Origin of the sequence: Absiella sp. AM29-15 (genome assembly GCF_003434225.1) — a bacterium.
GTDB lineage: Bacteria > Bacillota_I > Bacilli_A > Erysipelotrichales > Erysipelotrichaceae > Hoskinsella > Hoskinsella hominis.
Window position 1 is genome coordinate 16,736 of the sequence record NZ_QVFL01000013.1, and the last position, 14,464, is coordinate 31,199.

Annotated in this window: 11 protein-coding genes, 1 CRISPR repeat array and 1 other annotated feature (1 of these 13 only partly in view); of the genes, 3 read left to right on the plus strand and 8 right to left on the minus strand. The window is 36.1% G+C overall.

The window, feature by feature from the left end; translation table 11 throughout:
• Nucleotides 1-10: 10 nt before the first annotated feature.
• The 3 genes from DW761_RS13270 to DW761_RS13280 are packed head-to-tail and all read right to left on the minus strand — an operon-like array spanning nucleotide 11 to nucleotide 3,349.
• Nucleotides 11-529, minus strand: a complete 519-nt coding sequence (locus DW761_RS13270; RefSeq protein WP_117454082.1) for an FMN-binding protein — start codon at nucleotides 527-529, stop codon at nucleotides 11-13.
• 13 nt (nucleotides 530-542) lie between these two features.
• Nucleotides 543-2,045, minus strand: coding sequence for an RnfABCDGE type electron transport complex subunit D (locus tag DW761_RS13275; RefSeq protein ID WP_117518431.1), 1,503 nt, complete (start codon nucleotides 2,043-2,045; stop codon nucleotides 543-545).
• Between the two features lie 11 nt (nucleotides 2,046-2,056).
• Nucleotides 2,057-3,349 carry an RnfABCDGE type electron transport complex subunit C gene (locus tag DW761_RS13280; protein WP_117454084.1) on the minus strand — a complete coding sequence of 431 codons (1,293 nt, stop codon included), beginning with the start codon at nucleotides 3,347-3,349 and terminating at the stop codon, nucleotides 2,057-2,059.
• Between the two features lie 257 nt (nucleotides 3,350-3,606).
• Between DW761_RS13280 and DW761_RS13285 the strand changes: the two genes are divergently transcribed.
• Nucleotides 3,607-4,719 carry an FAD:protein FMN transferase gene (locus tag DW761_RS13285; protein WP_158552257.1) on the plus strand — a complete coding sequence of 371 codons (1,113 nt, stop codon included), beginning with the start codon at nucleotides 3,607-3,609 and terminating at the stop codon, nucleotides 4,717-4,719.
• 37 nt (nucleotides 4,720-4,756) lie between these two features.
• Here the strand turns inward: DW761_RS13285 and DW761_RS13290 are convergent, their stop codons facing one another.
• Nucleotides 4,757-4,948: a hypothetical protein gene (locus DW761_RS13290; protein WP_117454085.1), complete on the minus strand. Its 192-nt coding sequence runs from the start codon at nucleotides 4,946-4,948 to the stop codon at nucleotides 4,757-4,759.
• A gap of 77 nt (nucleotides 4,949-5,025) precedes the next feature.
• Nucleotides 5,026-6,096: a branched-chain amino acid aminotransferase gene (locus DW761_RS13295; protein ID WP_117454086.1), complete on the minus strand. Its 1,071-nt coding sequence runs from the start codon at nucleotides 6,094-6,096 to the stop codon at nucleotides 5,026-5,028.
• 559 nt (nucleotides 6,097-6,655) lie between these two features.
• Between DW761_RS13295 and DW761_RS13300 the strand changes: the two genes are divergently transcribed.
• A complete protein-coding gene (locus tag DW761_RS13300) occupies nucleotides 6,656-8,398 on the plus strand; it encodes a carbon starvation protein A (protein WP_117454087.1) in 1,743 nt (580 codons plus the stop codon).
• A 143-nt stretch (nucleotides 8,399-8,541) separates the two neighbouring features.
• A CRISPR array of direct repeats spans nucleotides 8,542-9,600; the repeat unit is 34 nt; unit sequence GTTTAAATCCACATCATGCATATAGCATAATGAC.
• Between the two features lie 375 nt (nucleotides 9,601-9,975).
• Here the strand turns inward: DW761_RS13300 and DW761_RS21665 are convergent.
• On the minus strand, nucleotides 9,976-10,107 hold the full coding sequence (locus tag DW761_RS21665) for a hypothetical protein (RefSeq protein ID WP_255411903.1): 132 nt from the start codon (nucleotides 10,105-10,107) through the stop codon (nucleotides 9,976-9,978).
• A 123-nt stretch (nucleotides 10,108-10,230) separates the two neighbouring features.
• On the opposite strand from DW761_RS21665, the gene DW761_RS13305 reads away from it, so the two are divergent.
• Complete coding sequence (locus tag DW761_RS13305; RefSeq protein WP_117454088.1) at nucleotides 10,231-11,133, plus strand: HD-GYP domain-containing protein; 903 nt, start codon at nucleotides 10,231-10,233, stop codon at nucleotides 11,131-11,133.
• Nucleotides 11,134-11,219: 86 nt separating this feature from the next.
• Here DW761_RS13305 and DW761_RS13310 read toward each other — a convergent pair whose 3' ends face one another.
• On the minus strand, nucleotides 11,220-13,841 hold the full coding sequence (locus tag DW761_RS13310; RefSeq protein WP_117454089.1) for a valine--tRNA ligase: 2,622 nt from the start codon (nucleotides 13,839-13,841) through the stop codon (nucleotides 11,220-11,222).
• Nucleotides 13,825-14,400: a GNAT family N-acetyltransferase gene (locus DW761_RS13315; protein ID WP_117454090.1), complete on the minus strand. Its 576-nt coding sequence runs from the start codon at nucleotides 14,398-14,400 to the stop codon at nucleotides 13,825-13,827. The genes DW761_RS13310 and DW761_RS13315 overlap by 17 nt, the downstream gene beginning before the upstream one ends.
• Before the next feature lie 33 nt (nucleotides 14,401-14,433).
• Nucleotides 14,434-14,464, minus strand: a binding site (T-box leader) (it continues 176 nt past the right edge of the window).

A 14,464-nucleotide genomic window follows, 5' to 3' on the forward strand; every position in this document is an offset into this window, starting at 1 on the left:
TTCATCCCTCCTATTTCAAATTGTCAGCCTGATATTTGGCTGCTTCCATAATACCTTCAATGACAGGTTTACTTGTAACAGTGGCACCTGTAATCGTATCATTTAAGATATCTTTGCTTGTTGCATCCGCACCTTTTAGTTTTTCACGGAATGGTGCTTCTGTAACCTGTGTACCTAAACCTTGTGTATCGCCATTAGAGATTGCTACATAATCAACTACTTTACCATCTTTATCAAGTGCTACAAGGAAACTTGTACCGTCTTTATAACCTTTGGTCTTCATCTTGAAAATATAGCCTTTTCCTTCTACCTGGAAGATTTTTTCAATGGTATCAGATGCATTATCTGCGACCTTTTTGAAAGCATCATCCGCTACATCAGGATAGATTTCTTTTAATGTTTCTTTTTCTGCTGCCAGCTCATTTGCTTCAATAACAGGCGCTGTCATTTTATTGGCAAAACCTAGTGCAGCACCAGCAAGTGCAGCAATCAGAGCTAAGAAAACAGTTAAATGAATAATTTTTTTCATGTTTGCTTACCTCCTAATTTCCCATTACATTCTGCACTTCTTTAACCAAACGAACGGCTGATTTTGTGGAGAATGTAGCGCCAGTAACAACATCATTAACTTCTACCTGTACATCTTTTGTCAGGTCGGCATCTTTAAACTGTTTTGTGAAATCTTCAGCCAAGATGCGATCTCCAACATATTCTGTATCATTAACTTTTGTAGGAGTTAAAGAAACGATTTTCTTATCTTTTACAATGATTTCAAATTCATTGTATACATCTGGTTTTTGAATAGATGCATATCCTTGTGCTTTTACACGATATGTTGTAGATCCATCAGAATTTACAAATTGTTCTGTAACTTCCGCTTTGAATTTATCAACATCTGCATCTTTTGTAGAAACAAATACCTGTGGAGCAGGTTCTTTTGCTTCCACAACACTGCCGGCAAGTAATGTAGCACCAAGTCCTACTACTGCCACAACGCCAAAGATAATGCTTGCTTTTTTACGTAAAACCAATTGTTTTCCTTCCAATGCTTTTTCAATCATTGGTGTCAACATGTTCATCATCAGGATAGAATATAAACATCCTTCTGGAAGATTTGCTTTTACACGGATCAATACAGTAATGATTGCTGCACCTAATGCAAAGATACAACGTCCCTGTGCACTCGTTGGAGATGTAACAGGATCTGTCAACATAAAGATTGCACCAAATACAACACCACCAGTTAATACATGTAATAATGGATACCAGATAAATCCAGGCAGACCATTATAAGAACCAACTCCACGCATCAAAGCGATAGCCGCTGTCAATACAAAGATACTTCCAAGATAAATCGTTGGTACACGCCAGTCAATTACTTTACGGATAGCAAGTACCACACCGACCAATAAAATGATCAATGCACTTGTTTCACCGATTGCTCCAGGATACCATCCAATAAATAAATCTTTAAATCCACCCAGTTTTTCCATCATTTCCGTAATCATTTCTGGTTTAATGACCAACCAGTTGAATTCAGAAGCAATCATCGTTGTAGGTGTTGCACTTGTGACAACATCGGTTGTTGCGCCCATAAAGGTTGCAAATACGATAGCTCTACCAACGGCTGCCGGGTTGAAAATGTTATTTCCAAAACCACCAAATAACAGTTTTGCAAAGAAGATGGCAAAGAATGTTGATACACCTAATGCATATGGTGTGATATCAATCTTGCACATCAATGTCAGTATAATAGCTGTAATCCAGCCAAAGCTTCCTGACAAATAGTTCTTTAAATATGTAAGATCAAATTTGTTTTCTTTCTTCGTGAAAAATGCCCAAGCTGATTCCGTAACCAGTGCAACCACTAAAGATACGACCATCAGTTTGACAGCCTGCATAGCGTAATCCATACCCCATGCATTATTGTAGTATACCAAAGAGAAGGCGAATACTACCAATAAACCAATCATCAACTCTAACATGATGCGTTTCGTGCTTTGTGCCTGACGTAAGTTAGGTGATGCATTAAAATTAAATTTCATGATGCCCCTCCTTACTTCTTAGCCAGCATCAACTGGCGTTTTGCTGTTCTCACATTTTCTGTAACATTTAAACGTGATGGACAGATATAGGTACAAAGACCACATTCAATACAATCCATGGCACATAGATTTTCCATGGCTTTTTTATCTTTTGTTTTTACTGCCTGTGCAATTCTAACCGGCTGTAGTCCAGCAGGACAATGATCAGAACATTTACCACAGCGTAAACATGCTACAGAATCAAATGGTTTATTTTCCAGAACAGTCAATGCGTTCATATTACGATCGATAACGAATTTATCATTTACGATTGTTTTACCCATCATAGGTCCACCTGCAATCAGTTTTACATCTTCGCTGGTGTAACCACCACATGCAGCAATGACTTCACTTGCTGGAACACCAACAGGTACTCTGACATTTACAGGGTTTTTAACTGCATTTCCAGATACTGTCAACACTTTTTCAGTAATTGGCATACCTTTGCTTAATGCTCTACCAAATGCAATTGCAGTAGATGCATTATTCACAACAGCACCAACTTCTCCTGGCAGTTTATCATATTCTTTATGAATCAATTCTCTTACCAGTGTACGTTCCCAGCCCATAGGATATACATCTGGTACAGGTGTAACTTTAACACCCTCCATGCCTTTGATTGCTTCTTCCACAAATGAAATCAAATCAGGGTGTGTTTTCTTGATAGCAATGCAAACCTCAGGTGCATCTGCCATCTTTTTCATAGCCGCAATACCAGTTACGAAATCTTCCTTATTTGCAAAAATCATTTTGTAGTCTGCAGTGATATATGGCTCACATTCAACTGCATTGATAATCAGTTTTTCAACATTTTTCGCAAACTTGTACTTAATATATGCAGGGAATCCTGCACCTCCTAAACCAATAATACCGGCATTCATCATAAAATCTACCAATTCATCTTTGCTGGCAGTTTTATAATCCAACGTATCGAAAGACTGTTCTTTTCGATATTCCCCGTCATTCTCTATTACAATGTGATCAGCTGGTTTTAATGAAGAATGCATAATCTTCTGAATACCCTTTACCGTACCACTCACACTGGAATAAATAGGAACCACATTGCGTTCATTGCACTCGGCAAGCTTTGTTCCAACGGCAACCTTGTCGCCCTCTTTTACAAACATTTCAAAGTTTTTTGCAGCTCCGGCAACCAAAGGAATATATACTTCCTTGCCTGCTTTTACTTCCTGGATATCACTATGATCCGTCAAATCTTTGAAACCTTGTATGTGCTGACGCATTGGACCTTTAAACAATGACATCATAGTCACCTTACCTTTCTCTAAGATTTTCTATTTATCATGTGGCTGTGTTTTCCACATACAGTTCTTATTATAGCATTATCATGTGCCAAGAAAAAGCAATTTTTTTAATTTTTGTTACAATTCTTATAGATTGTATATCCTGCTGAGAACATATCCCCATTCCTTTCCAATTTATATATATTAATAAGATAGGAAAATGTTTTTCTTGTATTTATAATACAATGTCGGCTATAATAAGGGACGGTGATGAAGAAATGAAAAAATTAATTTGTGTACTACTTGTTTTGTTTACAATGAGCGCATGCAGTGAAAAAGCAGTCAGCAAACATACCACAACCATGACAGATGTTGGATTTGATACGTTTGTTAATTTTACAGGATATACCACAAACGAAGCACAATTTGAAGAATACGCCAGTGATTTAAAGAAAGAATTTAAACGCTATGATAAACTGTTCGATAAATATAATGATTATGAAGGTACCCATAATATCAAAACTATCAACGATCAGGCTGGTATCAAACCAGTGAAAGTAGATAAGGAAATTATTGAGTTACTGAATCTTTCTAAAAAATATTACGAAATCAGTAATCATCAATTTGATATCACGATGGGAGAAGTGTTAAATATCTGGCACGACTATCGAGATGAAGGTGTAAAAGCCAATGAAGAAGGAAAAGAAAGTCGTATTCCTTCCAAAGCAGAACTTGAAAAAGCTGAAAAAGACAGTGGCTGGGATAAAATAGAAATCAATGAAAAAGACAGCACCGTTTATATTAAGGACAAAAACACATCCTTAGATGTCGGGGGTGTTGCGAAAGGATTCACAGTTGAAAAGGTTGCCAAGAAATTAGAAGCTGATGGATTGAAGCATGGCATCATCAATGCAGGCGGCAATGTTCGTCTGATTGGAGAAAAACCAGATGGTGATGCATGGAGTGTTGGTCTTCAGATTCCAAATGCAAACGAACTGTCCAGTGATTCATTATTATCTTTAAAATTCAGTGAATCTAATTCATTTGTGACCAGTGGTGATTATCAACGTTACTATATGTATAAAAATGAAATTATGCATCATATTATCGATCCAGATACCCTCTTTCCTGCAAAACATGCAAGAAGTGTAACTGTAATATGTAAAGATAGCGGTATCGCAGATATTTTATCTACAACTTTATATACCATGACCTATGAAGAAGGAACTGCCTTATTAAAAAACCTTCAGGCAAAAGAAGGTTTCAGTGTAGAAGCAATCTGGGTATATGATGATCAAGTAAAACCTGAAAAAGGTGCAGATACAATTGATGTAAAAGGCTATCACATCGCAATGAGTGATGGTTTAAAAGAACATACCAATATTAAATAAAGCTGTGATGATGACATCTTAATTCAAATGTCAAATATCATAGCTTTTTCTTTACCTTTTCATTCTTATAAAACTCCCATGTACGAAAGTAACCAATATAATCCGTTTTGCGATAACGTAACGTTTCCCAAAATGATTTTAAGTCTTTCCATTTATCAAATTTTCCATCTAAAAGACCAATTTTACCATATGGTCCTTTTGCTGTTTCTTTATAATCTCCCCAGTTCATTCATATCCCTCCCGTTTCTTTCCTTTAAAATAACATAAAAAAGATGGATATTTTATAAACATCCACCTGTTATCACTTTATTTTTTAACAACTCTTGTCCATCCAAAATTATCTTCTACATTACCCCATTGAATACCAGTTAATGTATCATATAATTTCTGTGTAAGCTCTCCTGTTTTGAAATTATTGATTGTTACGATTTCACCTTTATAATTCAATTCTCCAACCGGTGAGATAACCGCTGCTGTACCAGTACCAAATGCTTCTTCCAAATGACCAGTCTTGCCAGCTTCCATCAAATCATCAATTGCAAGATGACGTTCTTCTACTTCATAACCCCAAGATTTTAATAAATGAATAATTGAATCACGAGTTACACCAGGAAGTACTGTTCCATCACATGGTGCAGTCACGATTTTTCCATCAATCTTGAACATAACATTCATAGTTCCTACTTCTTCAACATATTTACGTTCAACACCATCTAACCATAGAACCTGTGTATAACCAAGTTTTTCTGCTTTTACCTGTGCAGCAATACTAGCGGCATAGTTACCACCACATTTTGTAAATCCAGTACCACCTTTTGTTGCTCTGACATATTCATCTTCAACAAAGATTTTAACAGGATTTACACCTTCTGGATAATAAGCACCAACTGGTGATAAAATAATGACAAATTTATAAGCATTACTTGGATGTACACCAACAGCTGCTTCATTTGCGAACATAAATGGTCTGATATATAAGGAAGTTCCTTCTGCTGTAGGAATCCAGTCAGATTCATAAGCTACCAGCTTTTCAATTGCTTCTACAAACATATCTTCCGGCAATACTTCCATACACAAACGACGATTACTATTCGCAAAACGTCTTGCATTCATTTCTGGACGGAATAATAAAATTCTTCCATCTTTTGTCTTATAGGCTTTCAAGCCTTCAAATGTTTCCTGTGCATAATGCAATACCATTGCCGCAGGATCCATACAAATCGGTGCATATGGTTCAATTTTTGCATTGTGCCATCCTTTTTCAACTGTCCAGTCCATTGTAAACATATAATCTGTAAAATATTTACCGAATCCTAAGTTTTGATCCCAGGCTGGTTTTTCTTTTAGTGTTTTTGCTTTTACATATTCGATTTCCATAACTACACTCTCCCTTACACTTGTGGTTTTAGATTACACCCATTTGCTTTATAAGTCAATAAATTTTCATAAACTTTCATAACTTTTTCATTAATATAAGTTTTAAAGTGCATCTTACTTCCCTTTTATGTCAAATAAAATCATTGTTTTATCACATATATAAAGAAATGTAACAAATTACACGATTTTCATATTTTTTCAATTTTATATTGACATCACAAAAAAGCAGGTGTAAGATAAGTGGCGAACAAGGGTAAATGCAATGAACAAGACATATTGCATAGGTTATCCGCCTTACAGAGAGTTTACGTATTGCTGCAAGTAAACAGGTGGAGCTTATGCATCTCACTTGTGAGCAGTAAACAGAACGTAGTCATATTGACTATCAGTAAGGGATACCGTCATTCCACGTTACAGGAAATCATATTGCACACGATATGGTAAAGGGGCATGTATTTGCAAACTAAGTGGTACCGCGTAAACATTCAGGTTTTCGTCTTAGAATCTAAGCGAGAACCTTTTTATTTACCCTTGTATTTAGGAAAGTGAGGAAATTTGTATGAGTGGATTAGCAATTTTAGGTATTGCAATCATTGTATTGGCAGGAGCGTACTTATTATATGGTCGTTACCTGGCAAAAACATGGGGTATTGATCCCAAAGCAAAAACACCAGCTTATGAAAAAGAAGATGGTGTCGATTTTGTACCAAGCAATAAATGGGAGGTATTTGCACATCAGTTCTCAAGTATTGCAGGTGCAGGTCCAGTAACTGGTCCTGTTATGGCAATGATGTTTGGCTGGCTGCCAGCATTTTTATGGGTATTGCTGGGAGGCATTTTCTTTGGAGCTGTACAGGATTTCGGTGCATTATATGCATCAGTTAAAAGCCATGGTAAATCCATGGGTGGTGTCATTGAACAATACATTGGAAAAGCTGGAAAGAAATTATTTTTCTTGTTCTGCTGGCTGTTTACATTATTAGTTATCGCAGCTTTCGCAGACATGGTAGCTGGAACATTCAACGGGTTTAGCGCTGATGGAGCCAAACTTCAGCCAAATGCCGCTGCAGCATCTATTTCCATGTTATATATCGTTGTTGCGATTGCCTTTGGTTTATTCCTGAAGAAAACCAAAATTGGTGGTTGGAAACAAGCATTGATGGGCATTATACTTATCATTGCCATGTTGGCTGGTGGTATCGCCTTCCCATTATATTTCAGTAAGAATGTATGGATCTATGTTGTATTCATCTATATATTCTTTGCCAGTGTTACACCAATGTGGTTATTGAAACAACCTCGTGATTATTTGACAACCTTCTTATTTATCGCAATGATTGCTGGTGCTGTTATTGGTGTATTGATCAGTAATCCAAGTATTACAACCCCTGCATTCACAGGTTTTGTCGCAAAGAATGGTTCTTATATGTTCCCTACTTTATTTATCACGATTGCATGTGGTGCTGTAAGTGGTTTCCATTCTCTGGTATCCAGCGAAACAAGTTCTAAGCAAATCAAAAACGAAAAAGATATGTTACAAGTTGGATATGGTTCCATGTTACTAGAATCATTATTAGCTGTTCTTGTTATCGTAGTTGTTGGATCTTTAACTGCTATGGCAAGCAATGGTACTTTAGATGCTGGCCTTGCTGGTATTGCACTTGCAGATACAGCTACACCATTCACGAAATTCTCCGTTGGTGTAACTGGACTGTTAAGTAAATTCGGCCTACCTCAGGAAGTCGGCATGTGTGTTATGACAATGTTTGTTTCAGCCCTGGCTTTAACATCTTTAGATGCTGTCGCAAGAATCGGTCGTATGTCTTTTCAGGAATTCTTTGAAGTTGAAGAAGGAAAAGAAGCAAGTCCACTTGTAAAATTTGCGACAAACAAATATGTTGCAACTTTAATTACATTAGCTGGTGGCTATTTATTATCACTTGGTGGATATAATAATATCTGGCCATTATTCGGTAGTGCTAACCAGTTATTAGGCGCTATGGTTCTTGTATCATTATCTGTATTCTTAAAAGTCACTGGAAGAAAAGGATGGATGTTATATGTACCTATGACCCTGATGTTAATTTGTACTATGACATCACTTGGTTTATCTATCTACAATATCTGTTTGAAATTATTTGTTAATGGTGGTTTCGTATTTATGACAGATGGTTTACAATTAATCTTCGCTGTTCTACTTGTGGCATTAGGCTTAATGATTACCTTCTGTTCAGGTAAAAAGTTATTCAATGAAGAAGAAAAGCCAGAAACTAAAACCGTTCTGGCAGATAGTAAAGCTTAAACATTTTGAAGATATCATATCCAAATCGGATGTGATATCTTTTTTAGTTTAAATTCAAGACATTTACAACGATACAATGCTTCAATCATTGCCGTATAAAGTATAACAACAGTTGCAAATGGTTCATTAGCACCGGTGCTAATCGTTAGATTCACATTACGCATATAGCATAATGACGAAACAATATATATAGATGGTATTTTTAAAATAGGTTTAAATCCACATTATGCATATAGCATAATGACTCTTTTTATCTTATTAAAAAATCAGGAATAACAGTTTAAATCCACATTATGCATATAGCATAATGACAAAGTAACTGTAAACCAAAAGCAATTAGAAGTAAAGTTTAAATCCACATTATGCATATAGCATAATGACCTTTAAGATGTATAAAAAAAATCTTAATCTTATCGTTTAAATCCACATCATGCATATAGCATAATGACGCTGGCAGTTTGGATTATTTGGTTGGTCTATCATAGTTTAAATCCACATCATGCATATAGCATAATGACTTAACAGCAATTGAAACACCTCTTTGCCATACTTGTTTAAATCCACATCATGCATATAGCATAATGACTTAAATAGTAATCAATGGGGAAACGTATTCGAAGTTTAAATCCACATCATGCATATAGCATAATGACCATGACTATATACAAGTGTGTATCGTACCTAAAAAAGTTTAAATCCACATCATGCATATAGCATAATGACCCTTGGTCGGATGGGAGCGACATTTTTACTTTCTTGTTTAAATCCACATCATGCATATAGCATAATGACAGGCGGCTTTTATGGCCGTCTCCGTCATAGTGTGTTTAAATCCACATCATGCATATAGCATAATGACTTACTTGGTGGCGTTTTAGCATTATTGGTCAAAATGTTTAAATCCACATCATGCATATAGCATAATGACTCTACCGTGCTACCATAATTTCCACCTACTATCAGTTTAAATCCACATCATGCATATAGCATAATGACCGGGGACACCATCTCCTCCGTCAGCAGAGGTTTTCGTTTAAATCCACATCATGCATATAGCATAATGACGCTATGGTTTCTTACGAGTATACAGCTCACGAAATGTTTAAATCCACATCATGCATATAGCATAATGACCTGGACAATCAGGCACAGAAAATTTTAATGACCAGTTTAAATCCACATCATGCATATAGCATAATGACCGCAAAATTGTTAGAATCATACGCTAATGAAACAATTTTTTTTGCTTTTCAACGCATGATTTTAAATCTTTTTTTCATTTCGATACATATAGTGCAAAATAAGATATCTCCATGCGCGAATGTCCTAGGAATATCATGTGAGCTTAAGGTTCGCAAGCGTTTAAATAAGATGATTGTTTAAGCATTTAGTATGATATGCAAGCTGTTGAGATGTTTGGAAATAATGCTCTCCATTCTTCATGACTTGTAAATCACAATGAAATTTGTGAACAACCAATCACACATATCATTCTTTTCTCCATAAAGGATATCCGAATAGACCATATCTAAATTGGTTTATCTCTTGTTTTCTAATTGTGTTTCATCTATATGAAACTATTCCATCATATTTTCTACAATAACCTGCATATTCACAATTGGTGATAGAAACCACGCATGCTGAATTGGTTCATCTGCATATGCCAGCAATGAAAAATAAGTTCCTATACTATATTTATATTTTATCACAAATCTGTCACTTATCCATTGTAATCGCTTCAATTTCCGATTTTTTAATTCTTTTTTTGTAAATAATCTTCTTTTTCGCTGATATTTTCGATATAATAAAATTCTGAAAGTGGGGAGTATCCTATGACGATTACAGAAATCCGACATAACGCCGATATCTTGCAAGATACAAAACAACGTGCAGAAGAAATCTATACAAATTCACGTCTACAGTTAGGTATTTACAATATCTATCAGGGTACAAATATGGGTATCACACATGAAGAAGGCGAAGATGATACAATATTCATTGTATATGTTTTAGAAGGTGAATTACATTTTACATCAACGTTAGAATCTTTCACGTTAAAGAAAGATGACAGCGTTATGATATATGATATCGTGGAATCATATTTTGCGAAGGCTATAACACCATGTAAATTATTGATGATTTCATCTCAAAGCAATCATCAAAAAATTCAGGAAACCAATGCCTGTTTCAACAAACTTGTTGAGGTTGAGTTAAAAGACAGTTATACGAAAGGACATGGACGAAGAGTCAGCACCTATGCTGTAGCTATTGCCCTTGAACTTGATCCTTCTTATGATATTCTCAGTCTTGGTTCTGCAGCTACCTTCCATGATCTTGGCAAATATTATACACCTATTGAAATTCTTCAAAAACCAGGCAAATTGACGGATGAGGAATATAAAATTATAAAACAACATCCAATCGATTCTTATAAGTTGTTACAGAAAACACATGGTGAAGAAATTGCAAATATTGCTTTACAGCATCATGAACGTATGGATGGCAGTGGCTACCCTTATGGATTAACAAAGGATAAAATATGTTTTAATGCACGTATTGTTGCTGTCGCCGATGTCTTTGATGCCCTGACCAGCAATCGTGTGTATAATCGCCAGATGAGTTTTGATGAAGCAATGGAATTGATGATATCACAAAAGCATTTATATGATCCAATCGTTTTAAATGCATTAGTAAGACTTGTGAAAGAAAATAAGCTTGAAACAGTAGATGTTTAAAATCTGCTGTTTTTTTGAATTCTATCGCTTATTATATAAACAAAAAGAAGAAATCACATCATCTCATGATTTCCTCTTTTTTTGATTTATGCTTTTTTCTTCATTTCTTCTAGCTGTTTTTCTACAATAGCATATTGTGAGCGATAGCCCTCCAATTTTTCTTTTTCAGCATTTACTTTTGCTTCTGGTGCTTTATTTACGAAGTTTGGATTACTTAACATTCCCTCTCCACGTTTAATTTCACCAGTTAAACGTTTTAATTCTTTACTTAGTTTTTCGATTTCTTCTTCTACATTGATAATACTAGCCAAAGGTACGGATAATGTACCATTTAAAATTGGACGAGTTACCATTTCTTCACTGCTTTCCTGGGCTGTCCAGCTGGCATGACACATTTTCTGTAGGATCGCGTTGATTTTAGCATCCGGTTTCATTAATGTTTCTTTTTCATCTTTGATCATGACATTGATATCCATGCTTGGTTTCAGGTTATAATCTACCTTGATTGCACGTACTGCTTCTATCATCGTAATCAACTGTTTTACGGAAGCCATTTCTTCTTCACTCATCGTGATTTCTGCTTTTTCAGGCCATGCTTCCTTGTTGATGCTTTCATAAGCGTGAGGCATACTTAAATAGATTTCTTCACTGACAAATGGCATAAATGGTTCTAACATGCGAATGATGCCACTCAATACTGTAATCAAAGTAGATTTCGCAGCAGTTACAGCCTGGGCATCATCACTTTGTAAGCCGGCTTTTGATAATTCGATATACCAGCTACAGAAATCATCCCAGATAAAGCTGTATAATTCATTTCCAACCAGTGCGAATTCATATTTATCCATATTGTTTGTGACATTTTCCAATACTTCATTAAAACGTGTTAAAATCCATTTATCAATGATATTCACATTGCTTAAGTCTACTTCTTCCAACGTCATATCACCAACTTGCATCATCGTAAAACGACTTGCATTCCAGATTTTATTGATAAAGTTCCAGCTTGCTTCTACTTTTGTGTCAATAAAACGTAAGTCCTGCCCTGGTGTTGAGTTTGTCGTTAGGAAGAAACGTAATGCATCTACACCATATTTTTCAATGACATCCATTGGATCAATTCCATTGCCTAATGATTTAGACATTTTTCTACCCTGTGAATCTCTGACAAGACCATGAATCAATACATCCTTGAATGGGCGATTATGCATACAATATCTTGTCTGGAACGCCATACGTGCTACCCAGAAGAAGATAATATCATATCCTGTAACTAACAGATCATTTGGGAAATAACGATTTAAATCATCTGTTTCATTTGGCCATCCAAGTGTTGAGAAAGGCCATAAAGCACTGGAGAACCATGTATCCAATACATCTTCATCCTGTGTCCAGTTTTCGATATCTTTTGGATCCTCCATGCCTACATAGATTTCACCTGTTTCTTTGTGATACCATGCAGGAATACGATGTCCCCACCACAACTGACGGGAGATACACCAGTCTTCAATGTTTTCCAGCCACTGGTGGAACGTCTTTTCAAAACGTACAGGATAGAAGTGAATTTTTTGATTTTCATCTTCCTGATTCTTTAATACATCTTCAGCAAGTGGTTTCATTTTTACAAACCATTGTTTTGATAAGTATGGTTCTACGATTACACCTGTTCTTTCAGAGTGTCCTACTTGGTGCATATGTTTTTCAATGTGATCTACCACACCGGCTTTTTCAAAGTCCTCTACAAGTGCTTTACGACAAGCAAAACGATCCATGCCTGCATACTTATGTGCCATTTCATTCATTGTGCCATCTGGATTCATACAGATTGGCATCTTTAAACCATATTTTTTAGCCAGCGCAAAGTCATTAGGATCATGGGCTGGAGTACATTTCATAACAGCAGTACCAAAAGACATATCGATATAATCATCTGCCATGATTGGTAATTCTTCTCCATTGGCAGGGTTGATGACATGCATACCAACGATATCTTTATAACGTTCATCTTCTGGATGTACAAAGATCGCCTGATCCGCAAACATTGTTTCTGGACGGGTTGTCGCAATGACTAGATTCGCCCCTGTTTCTACAACTTTATAATTAAAGTAATACATTGCCCCTTCGATTTCTTTATGGATAACTTCAATGTTGGATAATGCAGTTTTAGCCTGTGGATCCCAGTTGATGATTCGCTCTCCCTGATAGATCAGACCATCGTTATATAAGTCTACGAATACTTTACGTACTGCTTCACTTAAGCCTTCATCTAGTGTAAAACGTTCTCTTGTATAATCTAATGAAAGTCCCATTTTTGCCCATTGTTTACGAATGGTAGATGCATATTCTTCCTTCCATTCCCATGCACGGTCCAAAAACTTTTCACGTCCGATATCATAACGGCTGATGCCTTCGTTTTTCAAGCGTTCATCTACTTTTGCCTGTGTGGCAATACCTGCATGGTCCATTCCTGGAAGCCATAACATATCATATCCCTGCATACGTTTGTAGCGGGCAACGATATCCTGTAATGTTGTATCCCATGCATGTCCCAAGTGTAATTTCCCTGTAACATTTGGTGGTGGAATAACGATACAGAAAGGGTCTTTGCTTTTATCCCCCGCTGTAAAATATCCTTTGTCAATCCATGTTTTGTAGTGTTCCTGTTCAACTTTTAAATGATCATATTTAGGATCAAGTTCTTTCTTCATGTTTCTTTACTCCTTTCAGCCATTCTTCTCTTAAAATGGAAGTAATTACCATATCGTGGTATTTTCCATCACTTAATTTTGCATATTGTCGTAATACGCCTTCTTTTTCAAAGCCGCATGCCGCTAATACTTTGCCACTTGCGATATGCTCTACATCATATAATGCTTCAATTCTATGAAGTCCGATATGATTAAAGCCAACATATACAAGCTGCTCTACTGCTTCTTTCATAATACCTTTTCCCCAGTAATCCTGATGAAGCAAGTATCCGATCTGTCCGCAATCTCCCTCCACTGTATGAATATTGAGATTACCAATGACCTTTTCATTTTCTTTCCATACGATGACCCAGGTCTGTGGCACCTGTCGTTTTTCATAAGGCAATAAATACTGTTTGATTGCTTTTAAGGTGTCATCCACATGTTTATGGGGCTGTAGTGTTAAATACTTCATAACCGCTGGATCTTTGTAATATGCAAACATATCACAGGCATCCTCTTCTTCTACAGGACGAAGATATAAACGTTTTGTTTCTACTTCCGGCATTGTTAATCGCATAAAACACCTTCCTTCATAAAAAAAACGTCCTAATCAAAGGACGTGATTGACGTGTTACCACCTT

Coding starts and splice junctions, on each gene's coding strand:
- DW761_RS13270 (WP_117454082.1), bottom strand. CDS start 529: ATGAAAAAAATTATTCATTTAACTGTTTTCTTAGCTCTGATTGCTGCA.
- DW761_RS13275 (WP_117518431.1), bottom strand. CDS start 2,045: ATGAAATTTAATTTTAATGCATCACCTAACTTACGTCAGGCACAAAGC.
- DW761_RS13280 (WP_117454084.1), bottom strand. CDS start 3,349: ATGTCATTGTTTAAAGGTCCAATGCGTCAGCACATACAAGGTTTCAAA.
- DW761_RS13285 (WP_158552257.1), top strand. CDS start 3,607: ATGAAAAAATTAATTTGTGTACTACTTGTTTTGTTTACAATGAGCGCA.
- DW761_RS13290 (WP_117454085.1), bottom strand. CDS start 4,948: ATGAACTGGGGAGATTATAAAGAAACAGCAAAAGGACCATATGGTAAA.
- DW761_RS13295 (WP_117454086.1), bottom strand. CDS start 6,096: ATGGAAATCGAATATGTAAAAGCAAAAACACTAAAAGAAAAACCAGCC.
- DW761_RS13300 (WP_117454087.1), top strand. CDS start 6,656: ATGAGTGGATTAGCAATTTTAGGTATTGCAATCATTGTATTGGCAGGA.
- DW761_RS13305 (WP_117454088.1), top strand. CDS start 10,231: ATGACGATTACAGAAATCCGACATAACGCCGATATCTTGCAAGATACA.
- DW761_RS13310 (WP_117454089.1), bottom strand. CDS start 13,841: ATGAAGAAAGAACTTGATCCTAAATATGATCATTTAAAAGTTGAACAG.
- DW761_RS13315 (WP_117454090.1), bottom strand. CDS start 14,400: ATGCGATTAACAATGCCGGAAGTAGAAACAAAACGTTTATATCTTCGT.